The sequence below is a fragment of the Clostridium sp. AM34-11AC genome, assembly GCF_003435375.1.
In the GTDB taxonomy this organism is placed as follows: domain Bacteria; phylum Bacillota; class Clostridia; order Lachnospirales; family Lachnospiraceae; genus Pilosibacter; species Pilosibacter fragilis.
This window is the reverse complement of record NZ_QWGL01000001.1, coordinates 275,516-295,876: the sequence shown is the minus strand read 5'-3', so window position 1 is coordinate 295,876 and position 20,361 is coordinate 275,516. Positions and strand designations below refer to the sequence as shown.

The window sequence follows — 20,361 nt, the reverse complement described above, 5'->3', positions numbered from 1 at the left end:
GCTGCGACAGTAAAAAAGGAGAATCAGAAGAATGAATGGACAGCAGTGGGCTCCAATGTGCGCGGGCTTTGCCGTTGCTGTGGTCCTGTTCCTTGTACTCGGGTATTTCCTGAGGAAGAGGGACATGACTGCCCATCTTGCTCCCGTAAAGCGGGAACTCAAGAAGGAAAAGCAATGGCTGCGGCGCGGGGAGTATAATGCGGCTATGGTAAAGGGCCGCCAGAATCTGGAACTGTTTCTGAAGCTGGTGGCGGAATTTAATGGGATCGAGCTCGACAATTCTGCCCAGGCGATGGCGAACGCCAAGAGCGGTCCGGATGGAAGAGGACAGCGCGAAACTTACCGGATGAACGGGAGAAAGCGTCAGAGAGTCATGACATTCCAGCAGTTTGGATGGTGGCTCGACGAGAATGGGTATCTGGACCGGGTCGGAAAGTGGGAATTGAACGAGATCCGCGTGATCGGAAACAAGGCGGTTCATGAGAACTATGTTTCTAAGGAAGATGCCTGGAATCAGTACAATTATATGGAAGATGTTCTGCGGATCGTCGCTGACCACCACGCAAACCGGCGGAAACAGAGAGGACCGGCGGTTAAAAAGAGCCAGACGGGGTGCCATGGGGCGAGCGTGAAGAAGACGTCCGTGGCACAGATGAAAGGACGCGGACAGGGGCAGTCAAAGAGTGGAGGACAGAGTCAGGCAGGAAAAAGCCAGGCGAAGAACAGCGGACAGGGACATGCCCGGAAGCGTGAAGGCGGAAAGCAGACCAGTGGCGGGAACGCGAGGCAGGACGCAAAGGTAAGCGGCAATCAGAGAGTGGTTCAGAAGACCGAGGGAAAGAAAACGGCGGAACAGAAAAGCACTGAGAATAAGCAGACATTGAGAAAGCCGCAGAACGGCAGCAATGGGAAGGCAGCTGGAAAGAATGAGACGTCGGAGAGAACTCAGCAGAAGAGAGAAGTAAAAACAGCGGTCAATAAAGCCCAGCAGAGCAGGGAAGTAAAGATTGTAGAGAAGACCGCAGAGAATGCCCAGCCGGAGAAGCTGAGTTCTTCCGCGAAGAGGCGTCAGAGAAGAAAGCGCGCGAAAGCAGCCAGAGAGCAGGCTGAGGCAGCAGGAATGGTTCGCGAGACTGCACCGCAGAGTAAGGCAGCAAAGCCGACAGAAAAAATAGCAGAGCCGACAGAAAAAACGGTAAAGCCGACAGAAAAACGCACTGTGTGTCATGGGAAAGAGACAGATCGCCAACCGCGCCAGGTACAGCCCCAGACTTCCATGAGGATCGTGACACTCAGTCAGCCAACCGGCGGATGGACAGCGGGAACTGATAAGAAAGAGACAGTGAAGTCAGAAAAGTCAAAGAAGAACACAGCACCGCAATTGAAGCGGAAGAGTGGAGAAGCGGAAAAGCGGACGCAGGGGAATATTGCAGCAAGGCAGACACAGAATGAAGGCGCAGCAGATCCGACAGCGAGACGCCGCCGCAGACCGAAAAGAAGACCGGCAGCGGAACATGCAGGAAATAACGTAGGAAGAACCGCAGCAGGCGGAGGAGATCATGAAGAATAAGAAAAGCTATGTCTATATCGGACTTCCAGTTCTGGGGATGATTTTTTATCTGGCATATATCAGGCGCTCCGCCATTGACATGGTGTATTCCGATTATATCCGGCTCATCAATTCCTATCTGCCGGACGTGTGGAACCCGGATAAGTTTTTTGTGGCGGATCTGCTCACAAGAATTCCGGTGAACTTCTTAGAGCGCGGACTGAATGTCATGATCTTTGGATACAGCGTCACTGTGGACCGGATCATGGGCATCCTCGGATTTGGACTCTCCGCCCTGGTCATCGGCCGGTACAGCAGGAAAAAGGAACTCTGCCCGGTCTGGTACGCGGCGATGATGATCGTTATGTTCAGCCTTAATAAGTGGGAGATGCTGTACAACGGAACCGGATGGGCGCATTTCCTGGCATTCGGATTGTTTTTCTGGAATTATGCCCTGCTGGATCAGGTGTACGAAAAGGGATTCCGAAACGCGAAGAAATCGGAGCTTGTACTTCTCTTTGTACTGCCGTTTGTGATCACCATAGGGGCGGCGGGACCGTACTGCGCGATCTACACGGTAACGATCGTGATGGCGTACCTGTTTATTTACGTGCGCGATATTGTAATTGCAAAGAGTTTATCTGGAAAATATCAGGCAAAGGCCGACAGACAGAATTTAAGCAGCACGGATAGGAAAAACGTATCGGGCAAAGGCAGGGAAAACGCTGGCGTGATCGGTGTAATTTCAGATGATCTTGCCGGAATCGGAACCGCCCGCGTGATCGCCCTGATCGCAGTGGCAGTCATTCCGTTTCTCATTTACCTCTGGAGCAACTCCCAGGCGGTTTACGAGTATTCGGGGGCGGTAAATGTGCCGCTCTTTACGGCTTTCCGACAGGATCCGAAATTTTTTATTAAATTTCTTCTTAAGTCTTTTTCTTCCATGGTTTTTGGAGTAGAATTGATTGACAGGAGCTTTGCAGGGATTCCGGGGAAGGTCTGGTGCGCGGTCGGTGTGATCGTCCTGTTTGCGTATTTCTTTGCGCTGTGGATGAATTTTTATTACCGGATCGAGAAACAGACGATCCTGCCGCTGATGCTCCTGGCAGGCGGTGGTATGAACCACCTGATGGTGCTTGTGAGCCGGTATATCTTTATGCCGAATGACAAGTATGGGATGAGTTCCCGGTATGCGCTGCAGTATCAGATCGGTGTGATCGGAATCTTTCTTACGTTCGCTCTGGCTGCGAAGTGCGGATTCTGTAAAAAGGAAGAATGCAGGGAAAGCAGAGGCACAGAGCCGAAAGGGGCACAGCATATCAGCAGGACTGAAAAGGATCCTTTGCCAAAGCTGGTAAAGAGATTATCGATCGCCCTCGCCGCCATGTTCCTCATCGGAAACGTGATGACGACGGCGGAGGAATTCTGCTTCGGAAAGTACCGGAAAGAACATAACCGGGACGAAGTAAAACAGATCTTATTAAATTTTGAAAACGAGTCAGACAAAACACTGGAGGACGCGCTGGAGTATCACAAACCGGGATGCCGGGAAGCACTTACGGTCCTCAAAGAAAACGGTTGGAATATATGGAGGTAAACCTATGAAAGTAGTAATCCTGGCAGGAGGATTCGGAACAAGGATCAGCGAGGAGAGTCATTTAAAACCAAAGCCGATGATCGAGATCGGTGAGAAGCCGATCATGTGGCATATCATGAAATATTATTCCCAGTTCGGGTATAACGAATTTATTATCTGTCTGGGATACAAACAGTATGTGGTAAAGGAGTTCTTTGCGGATTACTTCCTTCACACATCTGATGTGACCTTCGATCTTGCGAACAACAGCATGAAGGTCCACAACAACTATGCGGAGCCGTGGAAGGTGACTCTGATCGACACAGGACTCAACACCATGACCGGCGGACGCGTAAAGAGGATCAAAGAGTATGTGGGAAATGAGCCGTTTATGCTGACCTACGGCGACGGTCTCGCAAACATCGACTTAAAGGCACTGGAAGAGTTCCACAGAAGCCATGGAAAGCTCGCAACCATCACGGCAGTCAATATCGGACAGCGCTTCGGTGTCCTCGACCTCGAGGATAACGGAAAGATCAATTCCTTCCGCGAGAAGAATGACGATGACGGCAGCCTGATCAACGGCGGTTACATGGTATTAAATCCGGGCGTATTCGACTACATTGAGGGTGATTCCACCGTATTCGAGCAGGCACCGTTAAGAAACCTCGCAAAGGACGGCGAGCTCATGGCATACCGCCACGAGGGATTCTGGAAGTGCATGGATACCCAGCGCGAGAAACAGCAGTTAGAGGCGATGTGGCAGTCAGGAAACGCGCCGTGGAAGATCTGGGAATAGGTTCACACGCCTGCTTTTCGGAAGCCGCTGTGAGGATCGCAGAAAACGGCTGCGCGGAGAGCAAAAATCCGTAAATGGAGATACGAAAATGAATTTGGAAGAAGTATTTAGCTTTTATAAAGGAAAGAAGGTCCTCGTAACCGGACATACCGGCTTTAAGGGAACCTGGCTTTCCAGGATCCTTGTAAACGCGGGGGCGGAGGTCACAGGATATTCCTTAAACCCGCCGACAGACCCGGCACTGTTCAACATGGCAGGTCTTGAGGGTAAGATGAATTCTGTCATCGGTGACATCAGGGACCTCGCCCATTTAAAGCAGGTATTCGAGGATACAAAACCGGAGATCGTCTTACATCTGGCGGCACAGCCTATCGTGCGGGACTCCTATAAGGATCCGGTCTACACCTACGAGACGAACGTCATTGGCACCGTCAATATTTTGGAGTGTGTCCGCCTGAATCCGTGCGTGAAGTCTTTCTTAAACGTGACGACGGATAAGGTCTACGAGAACAGGGAGTGGGAGTACGGCTACCGCGAGGTGGACCGCCTGGACGGCTATGATCCGTATTCCAACAGCAAATCATGTTCCGAGCTTGTGACACACAGCTACAGGAAGTCCTTCTTTGCGGACGGGCACTGCGCGATCTCAACCTGCCGTGCGGGAAATGTCATCGGCGGCGGCGACTTCGCGAATGACCGTATCGTTCCGGACTGCGTCCGCGCGGCGATGGCGAAAAAGCCGATCGTTGTCCGCAATCCGCATTCTACCCGCCCGTACCAGCATGTGCTGGAGCCGTTAGCGGCATATCTCATGGTTGCGAAGGCCCAGTATGAGGACGGAAAATACGCCGGATACTACAACGTGGGACCGGATGACAAGGACTGCGTGACCACGGGTGAGCTTGTGGACATGTTCTGCAGCGCCTGGGGAAATGGACTTTCCTGGGAAAACAAGAGCGACGGAGGTCCTCACGAGGCAAACTTCTTAAAACTCGACTGCTCCAAGTTGAAGACCACATTTGGATGGCATCCGCGTTATGGCGTGAAGGAAGCCATCGGACTCACCGTTGAGTGGTGCCAGGAGTATGAGAAGAACGGCGATGTTGTGGCTGTCATGGACAGACAGATCAAGGAGATGTTCCAGTAGAACAGAAGAAAATCGTCCACTATTTGAAAAAGACAGGAAACCTGGAGGTGCGTGCAGAAACTTCCCGGCAAATGAAACATTGTATACAGCAGGAACGAGTTCAGAAATTGGTCTGCTGTATCATCAGGAAAGGAAAAAGTTATGTTTGAAAACAAGACAGAGGCGGAGGCAAGAAAAGAGATCCTTGACCTCGTAGCCGAATATGCCGATAAATTCCATAACCAGAAAAAGGAATTCCATGAGGGAGACCGTATTCCGTACGCGTCCCGTGTGTACGACAGCAGGGAGATGGTAAACCTTGTGGACAGCTCCCTGGAGTTCTGGCTTACATCCGGACGTTACACGGATGAGTTCGAGAAAAAACTCGCGGAGTACCTTCGTGTGCGCTACTGCGCCCTCGTAAACTCCGGTTCCTCCGCAAATCTGATCGCATTCATGACACTTACATCCCCGCTTCTCGGCGGGCGCCGTGTAAAGCGCGGGGACGAGATCATCACTGTTGCGGCAGGTTTCCCGACCACCGTAACTCCAGCGATCCAGTATGGCGCTGTCCCGGTGTTCGTTGACGTGACGATCCCGCAGTACAATATCGATGTCACGAAGTTAGAGGCGGCACTTTCCGATAAGACAAAGGCAGTCATGATCGCCCATACACTCGGAAACCCGTTCGATTTAAAGGCAGTGAAGGAATTCTGTGAGAAACATAACCTGTGGCTCGTTGAGGACAACTGCGACGCGTTAGGCTCCAGATACACCATCAACGGTGAGGAGAAATTCACCGGAACCGTAGGCGATATCGGAACATCCAGCTTCTATCCGCCGCACCACATGACCATGGGTGAGGGCGGAGCCGTTTACACGGACAATCCGCTGTTAAACAAGATCATCCGTTCCTTCCGCGACTGGGGCCGTGACTGTGTCTGCCCGTCCGGACATGACAACCTCTGCGGACACCGCTTTGACAGACAGTACGGTGAGCTTCCGCTTGGCTATGACCACAAATATGTATATTCCCATTTCGGATATAACCTGAAAGCCACAGACCTCCAGGCAGCCATCGGATGTGCCCAGCTCGAGAAATTCCCGACCTTCGTGGAGCGCAGACGCCACAACTTCGACCGCCTGAGAGCAGCTCTCGCTGAGACAGAGGACCGTCTGATCCTTCCGGTACCGGCTGAGAATTCCAGACCAAGCTGGTTCGGCTTCCTGATCACATGTAAAGAGGGAACTGACAGAAATAAACTCGTCCAGTACATCGAGAGCAAAGGCATCCAGACGAGAATGCTGTTTGCCGGAAACCTCATTAAGCATCCGTGCTTCGACGAGATGAGAGCAGAGAAAAAGGGCTACCGCGTAGTAGGAACCCTGGAAAATACGGACCGGATCATGAGTGACACCTTCTGGGTTGGCGTTTATCCGGGAATGACAGACGAAAAGATCGACTATATGGCAAAAGTGATTAAAGAGGGGCTGTTACAGTGAGCGGAGAAAAATCCTTTGACCTGACGAAAGTCCATGAGGTCAACTTAAAGCTTTTAAAGGAGATCGACCGGATCTGTAGAAAGTACAAGATCAAGTACGCACTGGATTCCGGCACGCTTCTGGGCGCGGTGCGCCACGGCGGCTTCATCCCGTGGGATGACGATGTGGACGTCATGTTCACGAGAAAGAACTACGAGATGTTCGCGAAGGTCGTAAGACGGGAGCTGCCGGAGGACATGTCCTTTGTGGAGCCGAACGAGTACCATGGCGGAAAGGCGTTCTACGACTTTATCTCCCGTGTGACCTACAATAAAAGCCAGAAGTTCGAGGACTCCGGAAAGATGGAGTTCTATGACGATAAGATCAGCCGCCTGAACGTGGACCTATTCATCGTAGACGGACTTCCGGAGGGAAAGCTCGCGAAGAAGCTCACAAAGCTCTCCCACTGCGTTCTCTACGGATTTGCCCTGGGACACCGGTATGAGATCGATTACAGCGATTACAAGGGCGTTATGAAGCTTTTTGTGGCAGTTCTCGCGACCATCGGAAAGCTGATCCCATTCCCGGTGATCTGGAAGCTGTGGAATGCCCTGTGCCATATGGACAGCAGGAAAGAGCGCCCGTTATATTTCTACACGGGTTACGCGCCGAACTGGTTCTATGTGGAGATGAAGAGAGAGTGGGACGATGAGGTCGTTGAGATGCCTTTTGAGGACACAAGGTTCTACGCTCCGGCCGGCTGGGATGAGCTTCTGACGCAGCTTTACGGCGACTACATGAAGCTTCCGCCGGAGGAAAAACAGATTCCGGAACATTCCGATATGGAGATCAAAATTTATGACTAAACTGCTTTCGGTCGTTGTATCGGTATACAACGAGGAGCTGGCGCTAAGAGAATTCTATGCAGAGACAGGGAAGATCCTGAAAAGGCTGCCGGGAAACTGGGACTATGAGTTCCTGTTCGTGAATGACGGCAGCAGGGATCAGTCCCTTTCGATCCTAAAGGAGTTCGCGGCGTCGGACGAAAAAGTGAAGATCGTCAATTTTTCCAGGAACTTCGGGCATGAGGCGGCGATGATCGCAGGGCTGGACTATGCGGGCGGTGACGGTATCGTCTGCATGGACGCGGACCTGCAGCATCCGCCGGAGTGCCTGCCGGAGATCGTGGAAAAATTTGACGAGGGATATGAAGTGATCAGCATGGTCCGCACGAGGAATAAGACGGCGGGGCTGGTGAAGAATGTCACATCCGCGGCATTCTACAAGCTGATCAACCATCTCTCCGATGTGAAGTTTGAGGCCAACGCCTCGGACTTTTTTGCGGTGAGCAAAAACGCGGCGGAGGTTCTCAGGAACAACTACCGGGAGAAGGTCCGCTTCCTGCGGGGCTATGTCCAGAGCATCGGTTTTGAGAAGACCACCATCGAGTACGAGGCGAGACCGCGTTTTGCAGGGGAGAGCAAGTACAGCTTAAAGAGTCTGTTCAAATTTTCCATCAACACGATCCTGTGCTTTTCTGATCTGCCGTTAAAGCTTGGAATCTATTCCGGTGTGATCACAGCGCTTTTCGGACTGATCATGGTGATCTATACCGTCTATACCTGGAAAATCTATGGGGCGCCGAACGGCTATGCGACCATCGTGGTACTGATCTCGTTTATGTTTTCCGTGTTGTTTGTGATCGTGGGGATCATCGGCGAGTATATCGCGATCCTGTTTGCGGAGATCAAGGACAGGCCGGTGTATATCGTGAAAGATACTGCTAATGTCAAAAAAAACCGAAGCAAAGATACAGATGGACAGGATGTCCGGTAGGTTCTATGCATGGAAAATGATCCTGGCAGGAACTTTTTCAGCTGTGATCGGCGGACTCCCACCGGAACCACTGGAAAAACATTACAAAATCATGAATTATTTGTGTAAATTTGAGAAAAGGACTTCAAAAATAAAAGGGAATCGTATATAATACGTGAGTATGCCGATTTCCCGGAAAATTCTATTTAGCATAATGGGAGATCCGTTGAATTCAGAGGAGGAATTTTATCATGAAATTATTAAAGAGAATGGCTGTGCTGTCTTTAGTAGTTCTTGCCCTTGGCGGATGTACAAAGAGCAGCATTTCAACAGATGCACCGGTATCCGGAAGTGAAGAAGTGGATCCGGCAAAAATGGAGACGGATGACGACGAGACACTTCCGAGAGACCAGAACTTCCTTGTAGAGGATGAGACTGTAGAGACGACGATGTACGACTGGGAGCAGGCACAGAGCGAGTGCGACGGACTGTTCAACGACACATCTGCATTCCCGCAGTCTGTAAAGATGGAGTTCACTTATGATGAGTCCGCATTAAACATCGGTCTCACATGGACAGTAAAGAACGACACAACAAACGATGACGCTATGGAATATGCTGTGACAATGGTTAAGCAGTTCAACGATATCATCGCTGCACAGAGCATGGATCTTGAGAATTCCAGCACTGATTCCTTCGGAACACTCTGGAACCAGTTCTCCCTTGATGTAAAAGTTGTTACTGAGGGAGGAAAGGCACTTGTAGATAAGAGCTACAAGGCCGGAGAGAAGATCGACCTCAAGAGCAACGAGACTGCTGCAGAAGGTCCGGAGGACGTTGCAGACGATTCACCGAAGAAGCTTGACGAGACAAAGGCTTCCAAGTAATTAGTTGGAATAATTTTAACAGAATAAATAATTAAGACAATATAATGGCAGAATGCTTTTCAATGTGATCCAGAAAGCGTCCTGCCATTTTTTGTTGTCATATTTTCTTATGGTCTGCACAGACCTGCTGAACAGTAACAAACGCCGCACTATTCTTAACGGCAGAATAAATGCGGCGTTTATATATGGATTCAGTTTTAAATTTCAGACCTGCGTTTATTGACGCGGCTTATTTTGCACACTGCTTCACGAAGTACTCAAACATCGGAAGAGAGTCGGCACATTCCTTCGGGTTTGTAACCGGGCCGGTCATGCGCTCCGGGTGCCACTGTACGGACCAGATCGGAAGAGTCTCGTGCTGCACAGCCTCTGTGAAAGTGTGTCCGTTGGACTCGCCCCATGCGATGGCCTGGAGACCTTCGCCGAGCTTGTCGAGGGCCTGGTGGTGGTAGCTGTTTACTTCCATGGACTCGCCGTAAAGGTTTCCTAAGATGGAATCTTTCTTGAGCGTCACCTGATGGCAGACACCCTTGGAGTGATCACCGCCGAGCTGTGTCGGGATATCCTGGGTGAGAGTACCGCCGAAGTATACGTTTAAGATCTGGATTCCGCGGCAGATGCCCCAGATCGGTTTCCTGCGGTCAACGAAGGCCTTGATGATCTTGTATTCCAGATCGTCGCGCTGTGGGTCTGTGATGACGAAGTCAAACATCTTTTCCTGACCGTAGAGCTTTGGTTCAACGTCTTTACCGCCGCTTAAGAGAAGTCCGTCAGCGAGATCCGCGTACTCCTCAGCACAGTCGTTGTTGACTGCAAGGATCGGGATGCCGCCTGCGCGGCGGATATTCTCAGCATAGTTCTGGTTTAATGCCCATGTCGGTGTTCCGTTGGCTGCTGCGCCGGTTCCTCCGGTCAGTAAGATCAATGGTTTCATAATGTAATTCTCCTTTTCCATTTCTGCCGTCTGCCTGTCCCCGTAGTGAAATCTGACGGAATGGATCCGGCTGTCTCTCATACAGACAGAGCGGAAGTTGATAGATGGCAGCTGTTTAAAAAGTGAAACAGCTATGATAGTATATGATAATTCTGCAGCACAGGGCAGAAATCATCCGTTTTAAGCGATATGCCCCGGAAAGCGAAGCCTCCCGGGATCCGTGTCTGGCATCAGATGATGCAGGTCATCCCACATCAAGCCCGCTGTGGTAGGAATAGTTTCCAAGCTCTGCCAACAGCGCGGACATATCCGGCGGCCCGGATGGGACATTCGCGATCAGGAACGCATTAAGGTAATAGTAGACTGCATTGCATTTCTTCAAGGTCTGATGGTACAGATCTGGGAATGACGTCGTCGAGGCGATGGAATTATCCCATGGATTCGTCCAGACCTCATGGTCCAGGTTCAGGATATCGCGGACCTGGGCGGAAAGCTTATCCGTCACAAGCTTTTTAGAAGCGATCGGATGCTTGAGGAAGATTGATTCCAGAGAACCGATCACATGGGTCTTATGTCCCTCGGGATCGGACAGGATCCGGCTTCCGAAACGGATCGCGAAGATCGAGCGGGCAACCATTCCGTCTGTGACCTGGAAGTTGTTTTTCTCTGTGATCTGGTAGTAGGTGCGGTTGATGCACCGGCTGAGATATCTGGAGATAAACTGGCTCTCCTGGGCGTTTAAACAGAGGGAAGCGGTCTGGTTGAATTCGGACGGCTTTTTGTGCTTGAACTTCCAGAGCAGGATCGCGTCGATATCGTTTTCCAGGGCGGCATGGAGTCCATGACACTCGGTCTTTTTCTTATCGGTGCGGTACTTGATCCGCCCGTAGACGAAGGGGTGGCAGATCGAATCAGAGATATAGTGGCACATGAATCCTGCGAGGAATGCCGCCGCCTCCTCTTTCTGCTGTCTCGAGTGGATCTCGGTGAGCTCTAGGAGGCTGTTCTTAAAAAAGTCGTTTACCTGATACTCATGCATATGGGAGCCGACGTTGCGGTAGTCCCTGTGACGGAGGATCGGGATATTATAAAAGAAGATATCAGGTCCCTGGAGACCAAGCTGGTAGAGCCAGCGGTATTTGGATATCACATGTTTCAGGTAGTTGTTCGGAAGGTCATTGTAGGCCTTTACACCGAACAGGTAGTGAGTCGTAAATCCGGGCACAAGAATCATCTCCTTTGAAAGAAAATGCCAAGGTCCTGCTCCGGCGCGGACTTTGGCTTTCTGCTTGTGCAAATAAAAGCTGCCATGGGCAGACACAGTGTTTATTATAGCATAGATGTGTGGAAATGGGAATAAAACGTAGTAAGAAATAGAAAAGGTAAAAACGCGGCGGGCGGCGGTAATGCGCGGCGGGATAGAAAATGAGGCCGTCAGGCTGCAGGGCGTGATATGGAATGAATATGATTGGGGAGATCCATGATATTGTCTGGGGACCATGGACACCGGTACTGTTTTTGATGGTGGGGACCGTATACAGTGTGCGGATCCGGTTCTTTCAGCTCAGGAAGATCCCATGCTGGTGGAACGCGACGATCGGGAACCTTCTCAGGGACAGGAAGAGTCATCAGGGATCCTTCCGGTCGGCATGTACGGCGCTGGCGGCAACCATAGGAACCGGGAATATCACGGGGGTGGCGGCGGCTGTGATCGCCGGAGGACCAGGTGCGGTGTTCTGGATGTGGGTGTCCGCCTTCCTCGGAATGGCGACGGCTTACGGGGAGACAGTTCTCGGGATCCGGTACCGGGAAAAAGGACAGGACGGCGGATGGATGGCGGGACCGATGATGTATCTCGAAAAGCGGCTGGGCTGTCCCAGGGCGGCAGTCCTCTACGGATTTTTCTGTATTCCGGCGGCTTTCGGCATGGGAAGCATGGTGCAGGCAAACGCGATCTCGGAGACGGTGTCCTATGTGTACGGAATCCCAGAGGCTGCAGTGGGGATGATCCTTGTGGTCCTTGCGGGTATCGTGCTGGCAGGCGGCGGACGGCGGATCTTTCTCGCGGCGGAGCGGCTTGTTCCATTGTCTGCGGGGCTTTATACGGCAGCAGCGCTGGCAGTGATCATTCTGTATGCCGGGAATGTGCCGGGAGTGATCCTGGGAATTCTGGTGGATGCATTTTCCTTCCGCAGCGCTGTTGGCGGAGTCGCGGGTTACGGGATCTCCCGATGCGTCAGCTATGGGATCGCCAGAGGTGTCTTTTCCAATGAGGCGGGGCTCGGGAGTCTTGCAGTGTTAAACGGGAGCGCGGAGATGGCATCGGAGGAGCTTCAGGGGCAGTGGGCGATCTTTGAGGTATTTTTTGATACCATCGTGAGCTGTACGCTGACAGCGCTTGTGATCCTCTGCGTGGCGGGCAGCGGGACGGCCTCAGAGTTCGGGGCGGAGAACGGAGCATCGCTCACAAGTCTCTGCTTTTTTACAGCGCTTGGGAGTCCCGGCGGGTATGCGGTGGCGGTCTGCGTGGTGCTGTTCGCGTTCTCCACGATCATCGCATGGTACTATATGGGGCGGCAGGCGGCGGAGTATCTTGGCGGGAAGATCTCGGGAAAGATCCCGGCAGTCTATGCGGTGGGATATCTTCTGGCGGCGTTTCTCGGGTGTCTCGGGGCGATGGAGACGGTGTGGGAGGTCTCGGACATCTTTAATGGACTGATGGCGGTGCCGAACCTGGCGGCGCTGGTGCTGCTGGCGGGGGAGATCTATGCGCCGGGGGAAAAGCGGGATCCATAGCTGCTGCCTCACGCCGGAGAGGGGTGTGCGATACGTCTTACGGCGGTACAAAATTGCCCTTTTTCGTGTTCATATCTTGTTCAAAAAGTCTTCAAAATTCTTTTACACAATTCACACGATTTCTTCATGTTTTATGGATATCATATAACCATAAACAGAAAGACATCTGATATAGATGCTGCTTATAAGATTTTTTTCATAATACTCGAGCTGATAAGTGATTATCAGCTCTCCTCCCTTTTTCAAATAATTATTTTGTTGAAGAAAAGCACTCGGCGGGGTGCTTTTTTTCATGTATATAAGGAGAGATGCCGGATGGAAGAGAAAGTTTATGAATATTTAAAGAGACTCGTATCGGTTCCTGGGATTTCGGATACGGATGAAGAGCGGAAGACGGCGGAGGCAATTAGGGAGATCCTTGCGGAGCAGCCGTATTTTCGGGCATACCCGGAAAACTTCGGTACGGTGGAGATCCCTGGGGACGCGAGAAAGCGTCCGTTGGTTTACGGGCTGGTGCGCGGAAATAGGAAATCCGGACGGACGATCATTCTGACGGGACATGCAGGATGGATGGAAATGTACTGTTTTTGTCGGTTCCGGATGAGGAGTCTTATTCCGTCGGCATGCGCGGCGCAGCTGGATTTCTTGCGGATCTTCGGGAGCGGGAAAAGCTTTCCTACGACCTTCTGATCGATCTGGAACCCATGGGCCGGGACGAGAAGGGACAGGAAGCAATGTGTAAAAACCGCAGAACTTCAGGCGGAAGCTGATGGAAGTACAGATACTGCAGACCCGGCATCGGAAAAATATGCGGACAGCGACAGTGAAGAAGATGCAGAAAAGAACGAAGCGCGGCAGAAATTTACAGTGCTCTCTTTCGCGGAACTCTCCGGACAATGCAGCGAAAAGGATGCGGATGGTTTTGAATGCTTTATGGCGGAATTGAAGGTCCGCACAGAAGCGCGGATCCGCAGCGGAGAGACAAATTACCCCCAGGCGACTATCGACATGATGACGGAGGTCCTGGACTGGTCCGGACTCACAGAGCCGGTGATGGTCATCAGCTTCGCCCCGCCGCTCTACCCGGCATACCACAGCGATCAGATGACCGGAAAAGAGGGCGCCGGAAGCTGGCAGTTCAGAAAGATCAAGAAAGCGTCTGAGGCAGCCGGATGCATGGTGAAGAAAGTCCACTACTTTACAGGAATCTCCGACCTCAGCTACTGCGGCACCTGCGGGGATATGGACTTTTCCGGCTACGCCGCCGAGACTCCGCTCTGGGGCGGCGGCTACCAGGTAGACTTTGAAGAGATCGGAAAGCTGAATATCCCAGCCGTTCTCATGGGCCCATGGGGAAAAGACATCCACAGGAGAACAGAGCGGGTGAACAGGAAGAGCCTGCTTGTGGAGCTGCCGGAGATTTTACATGCATTGATAGAAGACCAATCTTAAAAGAGTAATGAAATCGACCAGCAGTATGCGGATATCGCTTCAATAGAACAGAAGGAAAGATCGCTTATCGGATGCCATTTTTTCTACAGGAAAATGTCCTAAAAAAGTAAGAGAAAAGATAAAACGCTGCAATGTTTTTCTGTTATACTCCTTAATATAAAAGACGTGTTTTCGTATGGTTCACAGTCAACGCAGGAAATACGCATATCTGCAGGCATGTTTTGGAGTGTGAAACCATACCATTCAGGGATAAGGAGGAATCCAGTATGAAGAAAAGAACATTGGCGGCGGCAGGTTTGGCGATGATAATGGCAGTTTCTCTTGCGGGATGCAGCACGACGGTGTCTGTGCCGGATACCGTGAAGGTCGAAAATGTGGGAGACAGCTCGGACGGAAAGATCACCATGGACAGCAGCGAGACGGTGAAGATCGTGCCGGATATGGCGAAGATCGTGTTTGCGGTGAGATCTGAGGCGAAGGCTGCAGATGAGTGCCAGCAGAAGAATACGGAGAGCTTAAATTCCCTGACCGAATACCTGAAAGGACAGGGGATCGATGAAAAGTCCATCACGACCTCCGGATATTACCTGAACCCGCGGTATGACTGGAGCAGCAACACGAGGAAGCTCATTGGATACGAGATGCAGACCGAGGTGACCGTCTCCGATGTTGCGGTGGACCAGGTCGGCACGCTGCTCTCCAACGGTGTCGGAAACGGGGCGAATGAGATCTATTCCGTGTCTTACTATTCCAGCGGATATGATGACGCGTATGCGGAGGCGTTAAAGAAAGCAGTTGATCTTGCCCGGACGAAGGCGGAGGCACTTGCGGAGGCCAGCGGACGGACACTCGGATATGTGGTGAGTATTGAAGAGTATTCGGACAGCCAGTACGGCAGATATGTGGACGGCGGCGTGAACCTGAAAAAGGAAAGCGCTGTAATGGAGGCAGCCGGGGCAGAGGACACCGCGGCAGATATGAACGTGATGCCGGGAGAGATGGAAGTCAGCGCGAATATTAAGATCGTGTTCTCCATGGGAGACTAGGTAATTCACAGGGCATGGACCGGAAAACAGTGGACATCCAGGACCATGCCCTGTATAATATAGGGTACGATCAAGTGGCTGTCCAGTATCCTGGCAGTCATGTAAATTACTGTTCAGGCGGTAAAAGCCCACAGTTAAAAAGGAGAAAGACAATGGCAGAAAAGAAAAATCCGGTCATTACCATCGAAATGACAAACGGCGATATCATCAAAGCTGAGCTTTACCCGGACGTTGCTCCGAATACGGTAAACAACTTTTTAAGTCTTGTAAATAAGGGATTCTATAACGGACTGATCTTCCACCGCGTGATCAAGGGATTCATGATCCAGGGCGGATGCCCGGACGGCAACGGAATGGGCGGCCCGGGATACTGCATCAAGGGCGAGTTCTCCCACAACGGCTTCCAGAACGATCTGGCGCATACCGAGGGCGTTCTCTCCATGGCCCGCGCGATGAACCCGAACTCCGCAGGCTCCCAGTTCTTCATCATGCACAAGGACGCTCCATACTTAAATGGTGAGTACGCAGCGTTTGGTCAGGTCATCGACGGTATGGACATCGTCAACAAGATCGCTGAGGTCCGCACCGATTACAGCGACCGTCCGATGAAGGAGCAGAAGATCAAATCTATCACAGCAGAGACCTTCGGCGTAGAGTATCCGGAACCGGAGAAGTGCCGATAAAAATGGCAGTTGGATTCCAGACATGGAAAAGTACTGTTTTTGAGCTGTCATGCATTCGGAAGAAGCTGCCGGAGGAGATTCGGCAGGTGTGCAGGCGGAGCAGGAACAACTGCCGCAAATATAAAAAAGGAGACGTGCTATGCAGGAGACCCGTTATGCAGTTGTAGACGGTGAGAAAATTCCTGTCCTGCTCTCCGATGAAAACGAGGCTCTCCTGGCGGCAAAGGCTGCCGGGAGGGCCATTGTTGGCTTATGGAGAGAAGACACACAGGGGAATGAGTGGTGCGCGGCGGACACATTGATCGCGGATGTGGAGGATGCGGACGAAGAGTTTTTGGGGCGGATCGCGAGAAGGCATCTTGGGCTGCCGTGGGCGATCTGCGAGACGGAGCGGCTTAAGATCCGGGAGATCGCGGAAGGCGATTATGAGGAGATCGTGGAGAACCATGTGGATGCCGACCTGGATACGGTGGAGAAGGTAGCCGGTTACACAAAGCACCATTATGAGGTGTTTGAGTTTGGATTCTGGGCGGTCGAGGAAAAGAAGAGCGGAAATCTCACCGGTGTTGTGGGGTTCCGGATCCCGCAGGATGACGGCATCGGGGATGTGGATTATTATGTCCTGTCCCTGGATGATGAGAATATCCTGGATGACACGCTGGAGCTGGGCTACCATATTTTCCCGGAATACCGGAGAAAAGGATACGCGAAAGAGGCATGCCGGGCGGCGATCGAATACGCTGAGGAAGAGTTTGGAACTGTCCAGTTTATCGTCAGGATCGGGAAGGAAAACATCGTGTCAAAGAAGGTCGCGGAAAGCCTGGGATTCGTGCGGACGGAATAAAGGTTTATTGAGGAAAAAAGTCATTAATTCCGCAAGATTTCTCTTGTCAAATGGTGTATCAATCATGTATATTAAACATTGTATACAAACAACACAAATACAATTTGATGATACCAGGGTAACAAGCTTAAAGGTTCGGCTCAAGCCTGCCTGCAGGAGAAGCTTTAAATTTGTTCCTGGGAATGCGAAGCATTCCGATGGTAGGACTCGCGTGTAGAAAATATAGAAGGTGATAACATGAAAGACCATTTAGACCTCAAAGCGTATGCCAAGATCAACCTTGGCCTGGATGTGGTCCGGAAGAGAGAGGATGGGTACCACGAGGTCCGCATGATCATGCAGACCGTGAACCTGTACGACCGGATCGAGATGGACCGGACCGAAGACGGCGTGATCAGGACGGAGACGAATCTCCCGTTCGTTCCGGACGGGGAGGGAAACCTTGCGTGGCGCGCGGCGAAGCTGCTTCTCGATGAAAAGGGGATCAAGGACGGCGTGACTATAAAGATCCGCAAATATATTCCTGTTGCGGCCGGCATGGCCGGAGGCAGTACCGATGCGGCAGCCGTTTTAGTCGGTGTGAACCGGATGTTTGATCTTGGATTCACGAAAAAAGAGCTTATGGAGCGGGGTGTAAAGCTCGGCGCGGATGTTCCGTACTGTATCATGCGTGGAACGGCCCTGTCGGAAGGAATCGGTGAGATCCTGACAGAGCTCCCGGTGCCTCCGCAGTGCCATCTCGTGATCGCGAAGCCGCAGATCTCCGTGTCAACGAAAGCGGTATACGGAAAACTGCGCGTGAATGAGCTTGCACCGGAGGAACACCCGGATATCGACGGCATGATGGCGGCGATCAAAAATGGTGACCTGGACGGTGTGATCGAACGTCTTGGAAATGTCCTGGAGACCGTGACGGTCCCGGATCATCCGGAGATCGCGGAAATCAAGGAAATAATGATGGAGAACGGCGCCTGCGGCTCCCTGATGAGCGGCAGCGGGCCGACGGTATTCGGTATATACAAGGATAGGGAACTGGCAGAAAAGGCCTGTCAGGCCCTCAGGGAAGCGGACGGCGGACGTCTGACCCGTCAGGTGTACCTGACTGAATTCTACAACCGGAAGAAAGCCAGATAGAGGAGAGAGACACGATGACGAATCATTTTGAAGTAAATATGGATGAATATCTGCCATTACGGGATGTTGTGTTCAAGACCCTGCGCCAGGCAATTTTAAAAGGAGAGCTGGAGCCGGGCGAACGCCTGATGGAGATCCAGCTTGCGGAGCGGCTTGGCGTGAGCCGTACCCCGATCCGTGAGGCGATCCGTAAACTGGAGCTCGAGGGCCTGGTCCTCATGATACCGAGAAAGGGCGCGGAGGTTGCGAAGATCTCTGAGAGCAACCTGCGGGATGTTCTGGAGGTGCGCCGTTCCTTAGAGGAGCTTGCCATCGACCTTGCATGCCAGAGAATCACCGCGGAAGAGCTGGAATCATTAAATAAAGCGGAAGTTGATTTCAAGGCAGCCATCGGGAACGGGGACGCGATGCAGATCGCCCAGACTGACGAGCAGTTCCATGAGATCATCTACAACAGCACGAAGAACCAGAAGCTGGTCCAGATCTTAAACAATTTAAGAGAGCAGATGTACCGCTACCGCCTGGAATACATTAAGGACGCGGACAAGCGCCAGATCCTTATGGTGGAGCATGAACATATTTTAAAGGCACTGACGCTGCGCCATATCCAGGAGGCGAAGATGGCTGTGCGGGAACACATCGACAATCAGGAGATCACGATTCTCAAGAATCTGAAGGAGCAGGAAAATGACATTCAAAGAAAAGTACCAGGCAGGAGAAATTGAATTTGAAGCCATCGATGACTATGTGGATGAGTGGAACAACAGCGATGACGAGAGAACGCTGGCGAAATTCCTCGGTCTCAACGCGGACGAAGAGGACGCGTGGATCGATGACGGGGATGAAGCGCTGAAGGAGATGCTGGACGCCGGAAAACAGTAGCTTTGGTATGCCCGTAGCTTAAGGTCACAGATATGGGAAAAGGTTACGGGCAAACGGATAGGAAGAAAGGAGAGTCTTCATGACAACAGTTACACTTGGAAAGACCGGGATCACGGTGAACAAGAATGGATTCGGCGCGCTTCCGATCCAGAGAATCACGAAGGAAGAGGCCGCAAAGCTTTTGAGAAAGGCATATGACGGCGGAATTACATATTTCGATACGGCGAGAGCATACTCTGACAGTGAGGAAAAGATCGGATATGCCTTAAGTGATGTCAGAAACCATATCTATCTGGCGACAAAGACAGCGGCAACGACGGCAGAAGGCTTCTGGAAGGATCTCGAGACCAGCCTTCGTCTTTTAAAGACGGACTGTATCGATGTATACCAGTTCCACAACCCGGCAGTCTGTCCGAAGCCGGGCGATGAATCCGGCCTCTATGACGCTGCTTTAAAGGCAAGGGAACAGGGAAAGATCCGGTTCATCAGCATCACGAATCATCGCCTTGCGGTTGCAAACGAGGCGGTGGATTCCGGTCTGTACGCGACGTTACAGTTCCCGTTCTGCTATCTCTGCAGCGAGAAGGATCTGGAGCTTGTGGAAAAGTGCAAAAAGGCAGATATGGGCTTTATTGCCATGAAGGCATTGTCCGGCGGCCTGATCAACAATTCAAGAGCCGCTTACGCGTTTCAGGCACAGTACGACAGCGTACTTCCGATCTGGGGTGTCCAGAAGGAACATGAGCTTGACGAATTTTTAAGCTATATCGACAATCCGCCGGTGATGGACGACGAGATCCGCACCCTGATCGAGAATGACAGAAAACAGTTATTCGGAAGCTTCTGCCGTGCCTGCGGCTACTGTATGCCATGTCCGGCCGGGATCGAGATCAACACCTGCGCGAGAATGTCCCTGCTTCTCAGAAGATCCCCGTCCCACCTCCAGCTCACACCGGAGGTACAGGCGAAGATGATGAAGATCAAGGACTGCATCCACTGCGGCCACTGCATGAGCAAGTGCCCGTATGGTCTGAATACGCCGGAGCTGCTGCAGAGAAACCTGAAGGATTATGAGGAGGTTCTTGCGGGTAAGGAGATCCTGCCGGGGAATTTCTAAGGATAGGAAATAGATAGACTTGGCGAAAAGAGGATGGGTGGCTGTCCTCTTTTTGCATATGATGAAAGCGGAGCATGCAAATTTTGCACATCGATATTCGGCAATATGCAAAAGTGCTTTTTGATAAATTCCATTTTTCAAATTTGCTCATTTATAGTAGCAAAATTAAAAAACTTAACAAAGTATATTTATTGACAAAATATAACATCTAAAACGTGCAAAATAACGGTGGAGTTATG

The 20,361-nt window shown here is 51.6% G+C and carries 20 protein-coding genes; 18 read left to right on the top strand and 2 right to left on the bottom strand.

Going from position 1 to position 20,361, the window contains the following annotated elements:
* Nucleotides 1-31: 31 nt before the first annotated feature.
* The 8 genes from DW826_RS01335 (at nucleotide 32) to DW826_RS01300 (ending at nucleotide 9,234) form a co-directional block, all read left to right on the top strand.
* Nucleotides 32-1,570, top strand: coding sequence for a hypothetical protein (locus DW826_RS01335; protein ID WP_117469082.1), 1,539 nt, complete (start codon nucleotides 32-34; stop codon nucleotides 1,568-1,570).
* Nucleotides 1,560-3,146 (top strand): hypothetical protein, encoded by a 1,587-nt coding sequence (locus DW826_RS01330; RefSeq protein WP_117551803.1) that lies wholly within the window; start codon nucleotides 1,560-1,562, stop codon nucleotides 3,144-3,146. The genes DW826_RS01335 and DW826_RS01330 overlap by 11 nt, the downstream gene beginning before the upstream one ends.
* A 4-nt stretch (nucleotides 3,147-3,150) precedes the next feature.
* Nucleotides 3,151-3,924 carry a glucose-1-phosphate cytidylyltransferase gene (rfbF, locus tag DW826_RS01325; protein WP_117469084.1) on the top strand — a complete coding sequence of 258 codons (774 nt, stop codon included), beginning with the start codon at nucleotides 3,151-3,153 and terminating at the stop codon, nucleotides 3,922-3,924.
* 88 nt (nucleotides 3,925-4,012) lie between these two features.
* A complete protein-coding gene (gene rfbG, locus DW826_RS01320) occupies nucleotides 4,013-5,071 on the top strand; it encodes a CDP-glucose 4,6-dehydratase (RefSeq protein WP_117551802.1) in 1,059 nt (352 codons plus the stop codon).
* Nucleotides 5,072-5,212: 141 nt separating this feature from the next.
* A complete protein-coding gene (gene rfbH, locus DW826_RS01315; protein ID WP_117551801.1) occupies nucleotides 5,213-6,553 on the top strand; it encodes a lipopolysaccharide biosynthesis protein RfbH in 1,341 nt (446 codons plus the stop codon).
* Nucleotides 6,550-7,398, top strand: coding sequence for a LicD family protein (locus tag DW826_RS01310; protein WP_117469087.1), 849 nt, complete (start codon nucleotides 6,550-6,552; stop codon nucleotides 7,396-7,398). The genes rfbH and DW826_RS01310 overlap by 4 nt, the downstream gene beginning before the upstream one ends.
* Nucleotides 7,391-8,368, top strand: coding sequence for a glycosyltransferase family 2 protein (locus DW826_RS01305; RefSeq protein ID WP_117503152.1), 978 nt, complete (start codon nucleotides 7,391-7,393; stop codon nucleotides 8,366-8,368). The genes DW826_RS01310 and DW826_RS01305 overlap by 8 nt, the downstream gene beginning before the upstream one ends.
* A 230-nt stretch (nucleotides 8,369-8,598) precedes the next feature.
* The gene (locus DW826_RS01300; protein WP_015553110.1) at nucleotides 8,599-9,234 is read left to right on the top strand and encodes a hypothetical protein; all 636 of its coding nucleotides are present in this window, start codon (nucleotides 8,599-8,601) and stop codon (nucleotides 9,232-9,234) included.
* 229 nt (nucleotides 9,235-9,463) lie between these two features.
* Here DW826_RS01300 and DW826_RS01295 read toward each other — a convergent pair whose 3' ends face one another.
* Together DW826_RS01295 and DW826_RS01290 are read right to left on the bottom strand one after the other, a co-directional pair.
* Nucleotides 9,464-10,168: a gamma-glutamyl-gamma-aminobutyrate hydrolase family protein gene (locus tag DW826_RS01295; RefSeq protein WP_158552996.1), complete on the bottom strand. Its 705-nt coding sequence runs from the start codon at nucleotides 10,166-10,168 to the stop codon at nucleotides 9,464-9,466.
* A gap of 244 nt (nucleotides 10,169-10,412) precedes the next feature.
* Nucleotides 10,413-11,402: a zinc dependent phospholipase C family protein gene (locus tag DW826_RS01290; RefSeq protein WP_347465601.1), complete on the bottom strand. Its 990-nt coding sequence runs from the start codon at nucleotides 11,400-11,402 to the stop codon at nucleotides 10,413-10,415.
* 224 nt (nucleotides 11,403-11,626) lie between these two features.
* On the opposite strand from DW826_RS01290, the gene DW826_RS01285 reads away from it, so the two are divergent.
* The 10 genes from DW826_RS01285 to DW826_RS01245 all read left to right on the top strand — a co-directional run bounded on the left by DW826_RS01285 (nucleotide 11,627) and on the right by DW826_RS01245 (nucleotide 20,122).
* Nucleotides 11,627-12,964 (top strand): amino acid carrier protein, encoded by a 1,338-nt coding sequence (locus DW826_RS01285; RefSeq protein ID WP_117551800.1) that lies wholly within the window; start codon nucleotides 11,627-11,629, stop codon nucleotides 12,962-12,964.
* 315 nt (nucleotides 12,965-13,279) lie between these two features.
* Entirely contained in the window at nucleotides 13,280-13,654 is a 375-nt protein-coding gene (locus DW826_RS01280) for a hypothetical protein (RefSeq protein WP_117484006.1), read from the top strand.
* Between the two features lie 243 nt (nucleotides 13,655-13,897).
* Entirely contained in the window at nucleotides 13,898-14,416 is a 519-nt protein-coding gene (locus DW826_RS01275) for a hypothetical protein (RefSeq protein ID WP_117551799.1), read from the top strand.
* A gap of 266 nt (nucleotides 14,417-14,682) precedes the next feature.
* The gene (locus DW826_RS01270; protein WP_117469094.1) at nucleotides 14,683-15,462 is read left to right on the top strand and encodes an SIMPL domain-containing protein; all 780 of its coding nucleotides are present in this window, start codon (nucleotides 14,683-14,685) and stop codon (nucleotides 15,460-15,462) included.
* Nucleotides 15,463-15,614: 152 nt separating this feature from the next.
* Nucleotides 15,615-16,145, top strand: coding sequence for a peptidylprolyl isomerase (locus tag DW826_RS01265; protein ID WP_021904634.1), 531 nt, complete (start codon nucleotides 15,615-15,617; stop codon nucleotides 16,143-16,145).
* Between the two features lie 139 nt (nucleotides 16,146-16,284).
* Nucleotides 16,285-16,989 (top strand): GNAT family N-acetyltransferase, encoded by a 705-nt coding sequence (locus tag DW826_RS01260; protein WP_117469095.1) that lies wholly within the window; start codon nucleotides 16,285-16,287, stop codon nucleotides 16,987-16,989.
* Nucleotides 16,990-17,226: 237 nt separating this feature from the next.
* Complete coding sequence (gene ispE, locus DW826_RS01255; protein ID WP_117551798.1) at nucleotides 17,227-18,123, top strand: 4-(cytidine 5'-diphospho)-2-C-methyl-D-erythritol kinase; 897 nt, start codon at nucleotides 17,227-17,229, stop codon at nucleotides 18,121-18,123.
* A gap of 14 nt (nucleotides 18,124-18,137) precedes the next feature.
* Nucleotides 18,138-18,848, top strand: a complete 711-nt coding sequence (locus tag DW826_RS01250) for a GntR family transcriptional regulator (protein WP_015553120.1) — start codon at nucleotides 18,138-18,140, stop codon at nucleotides 18,846-18,848.
* A complete protein-coding gene (locus tag DW826_RS18515; RefSeq protein WP_015553121.1) occupies nucleotides 18,811-19,005 on the top strand; it encodes a hypothetical protein in 195 nt (64 codons plus the stop codon). The genes DW826_RS01250 and DW826_RS18515 overlap by 38 nt, the downstream gene beginning before the upstream one ends.
* A gap of 79 nt (nucleotides 19,006-19,084) precedes the next feature.
* Nucleotides 19,085-20,122, top strand: coding sequence for an aldo/keto reductase (locus tag DW826_RS01245; RefSeq protein WP_242994021.1), 1,038 nt, complete (start codon nucleotides 19,085-19,087; stop codon nucleotides 20,120-20,122).
* Nucleotides 20,123-20,361: the final 239 nt, after the last annotated feature.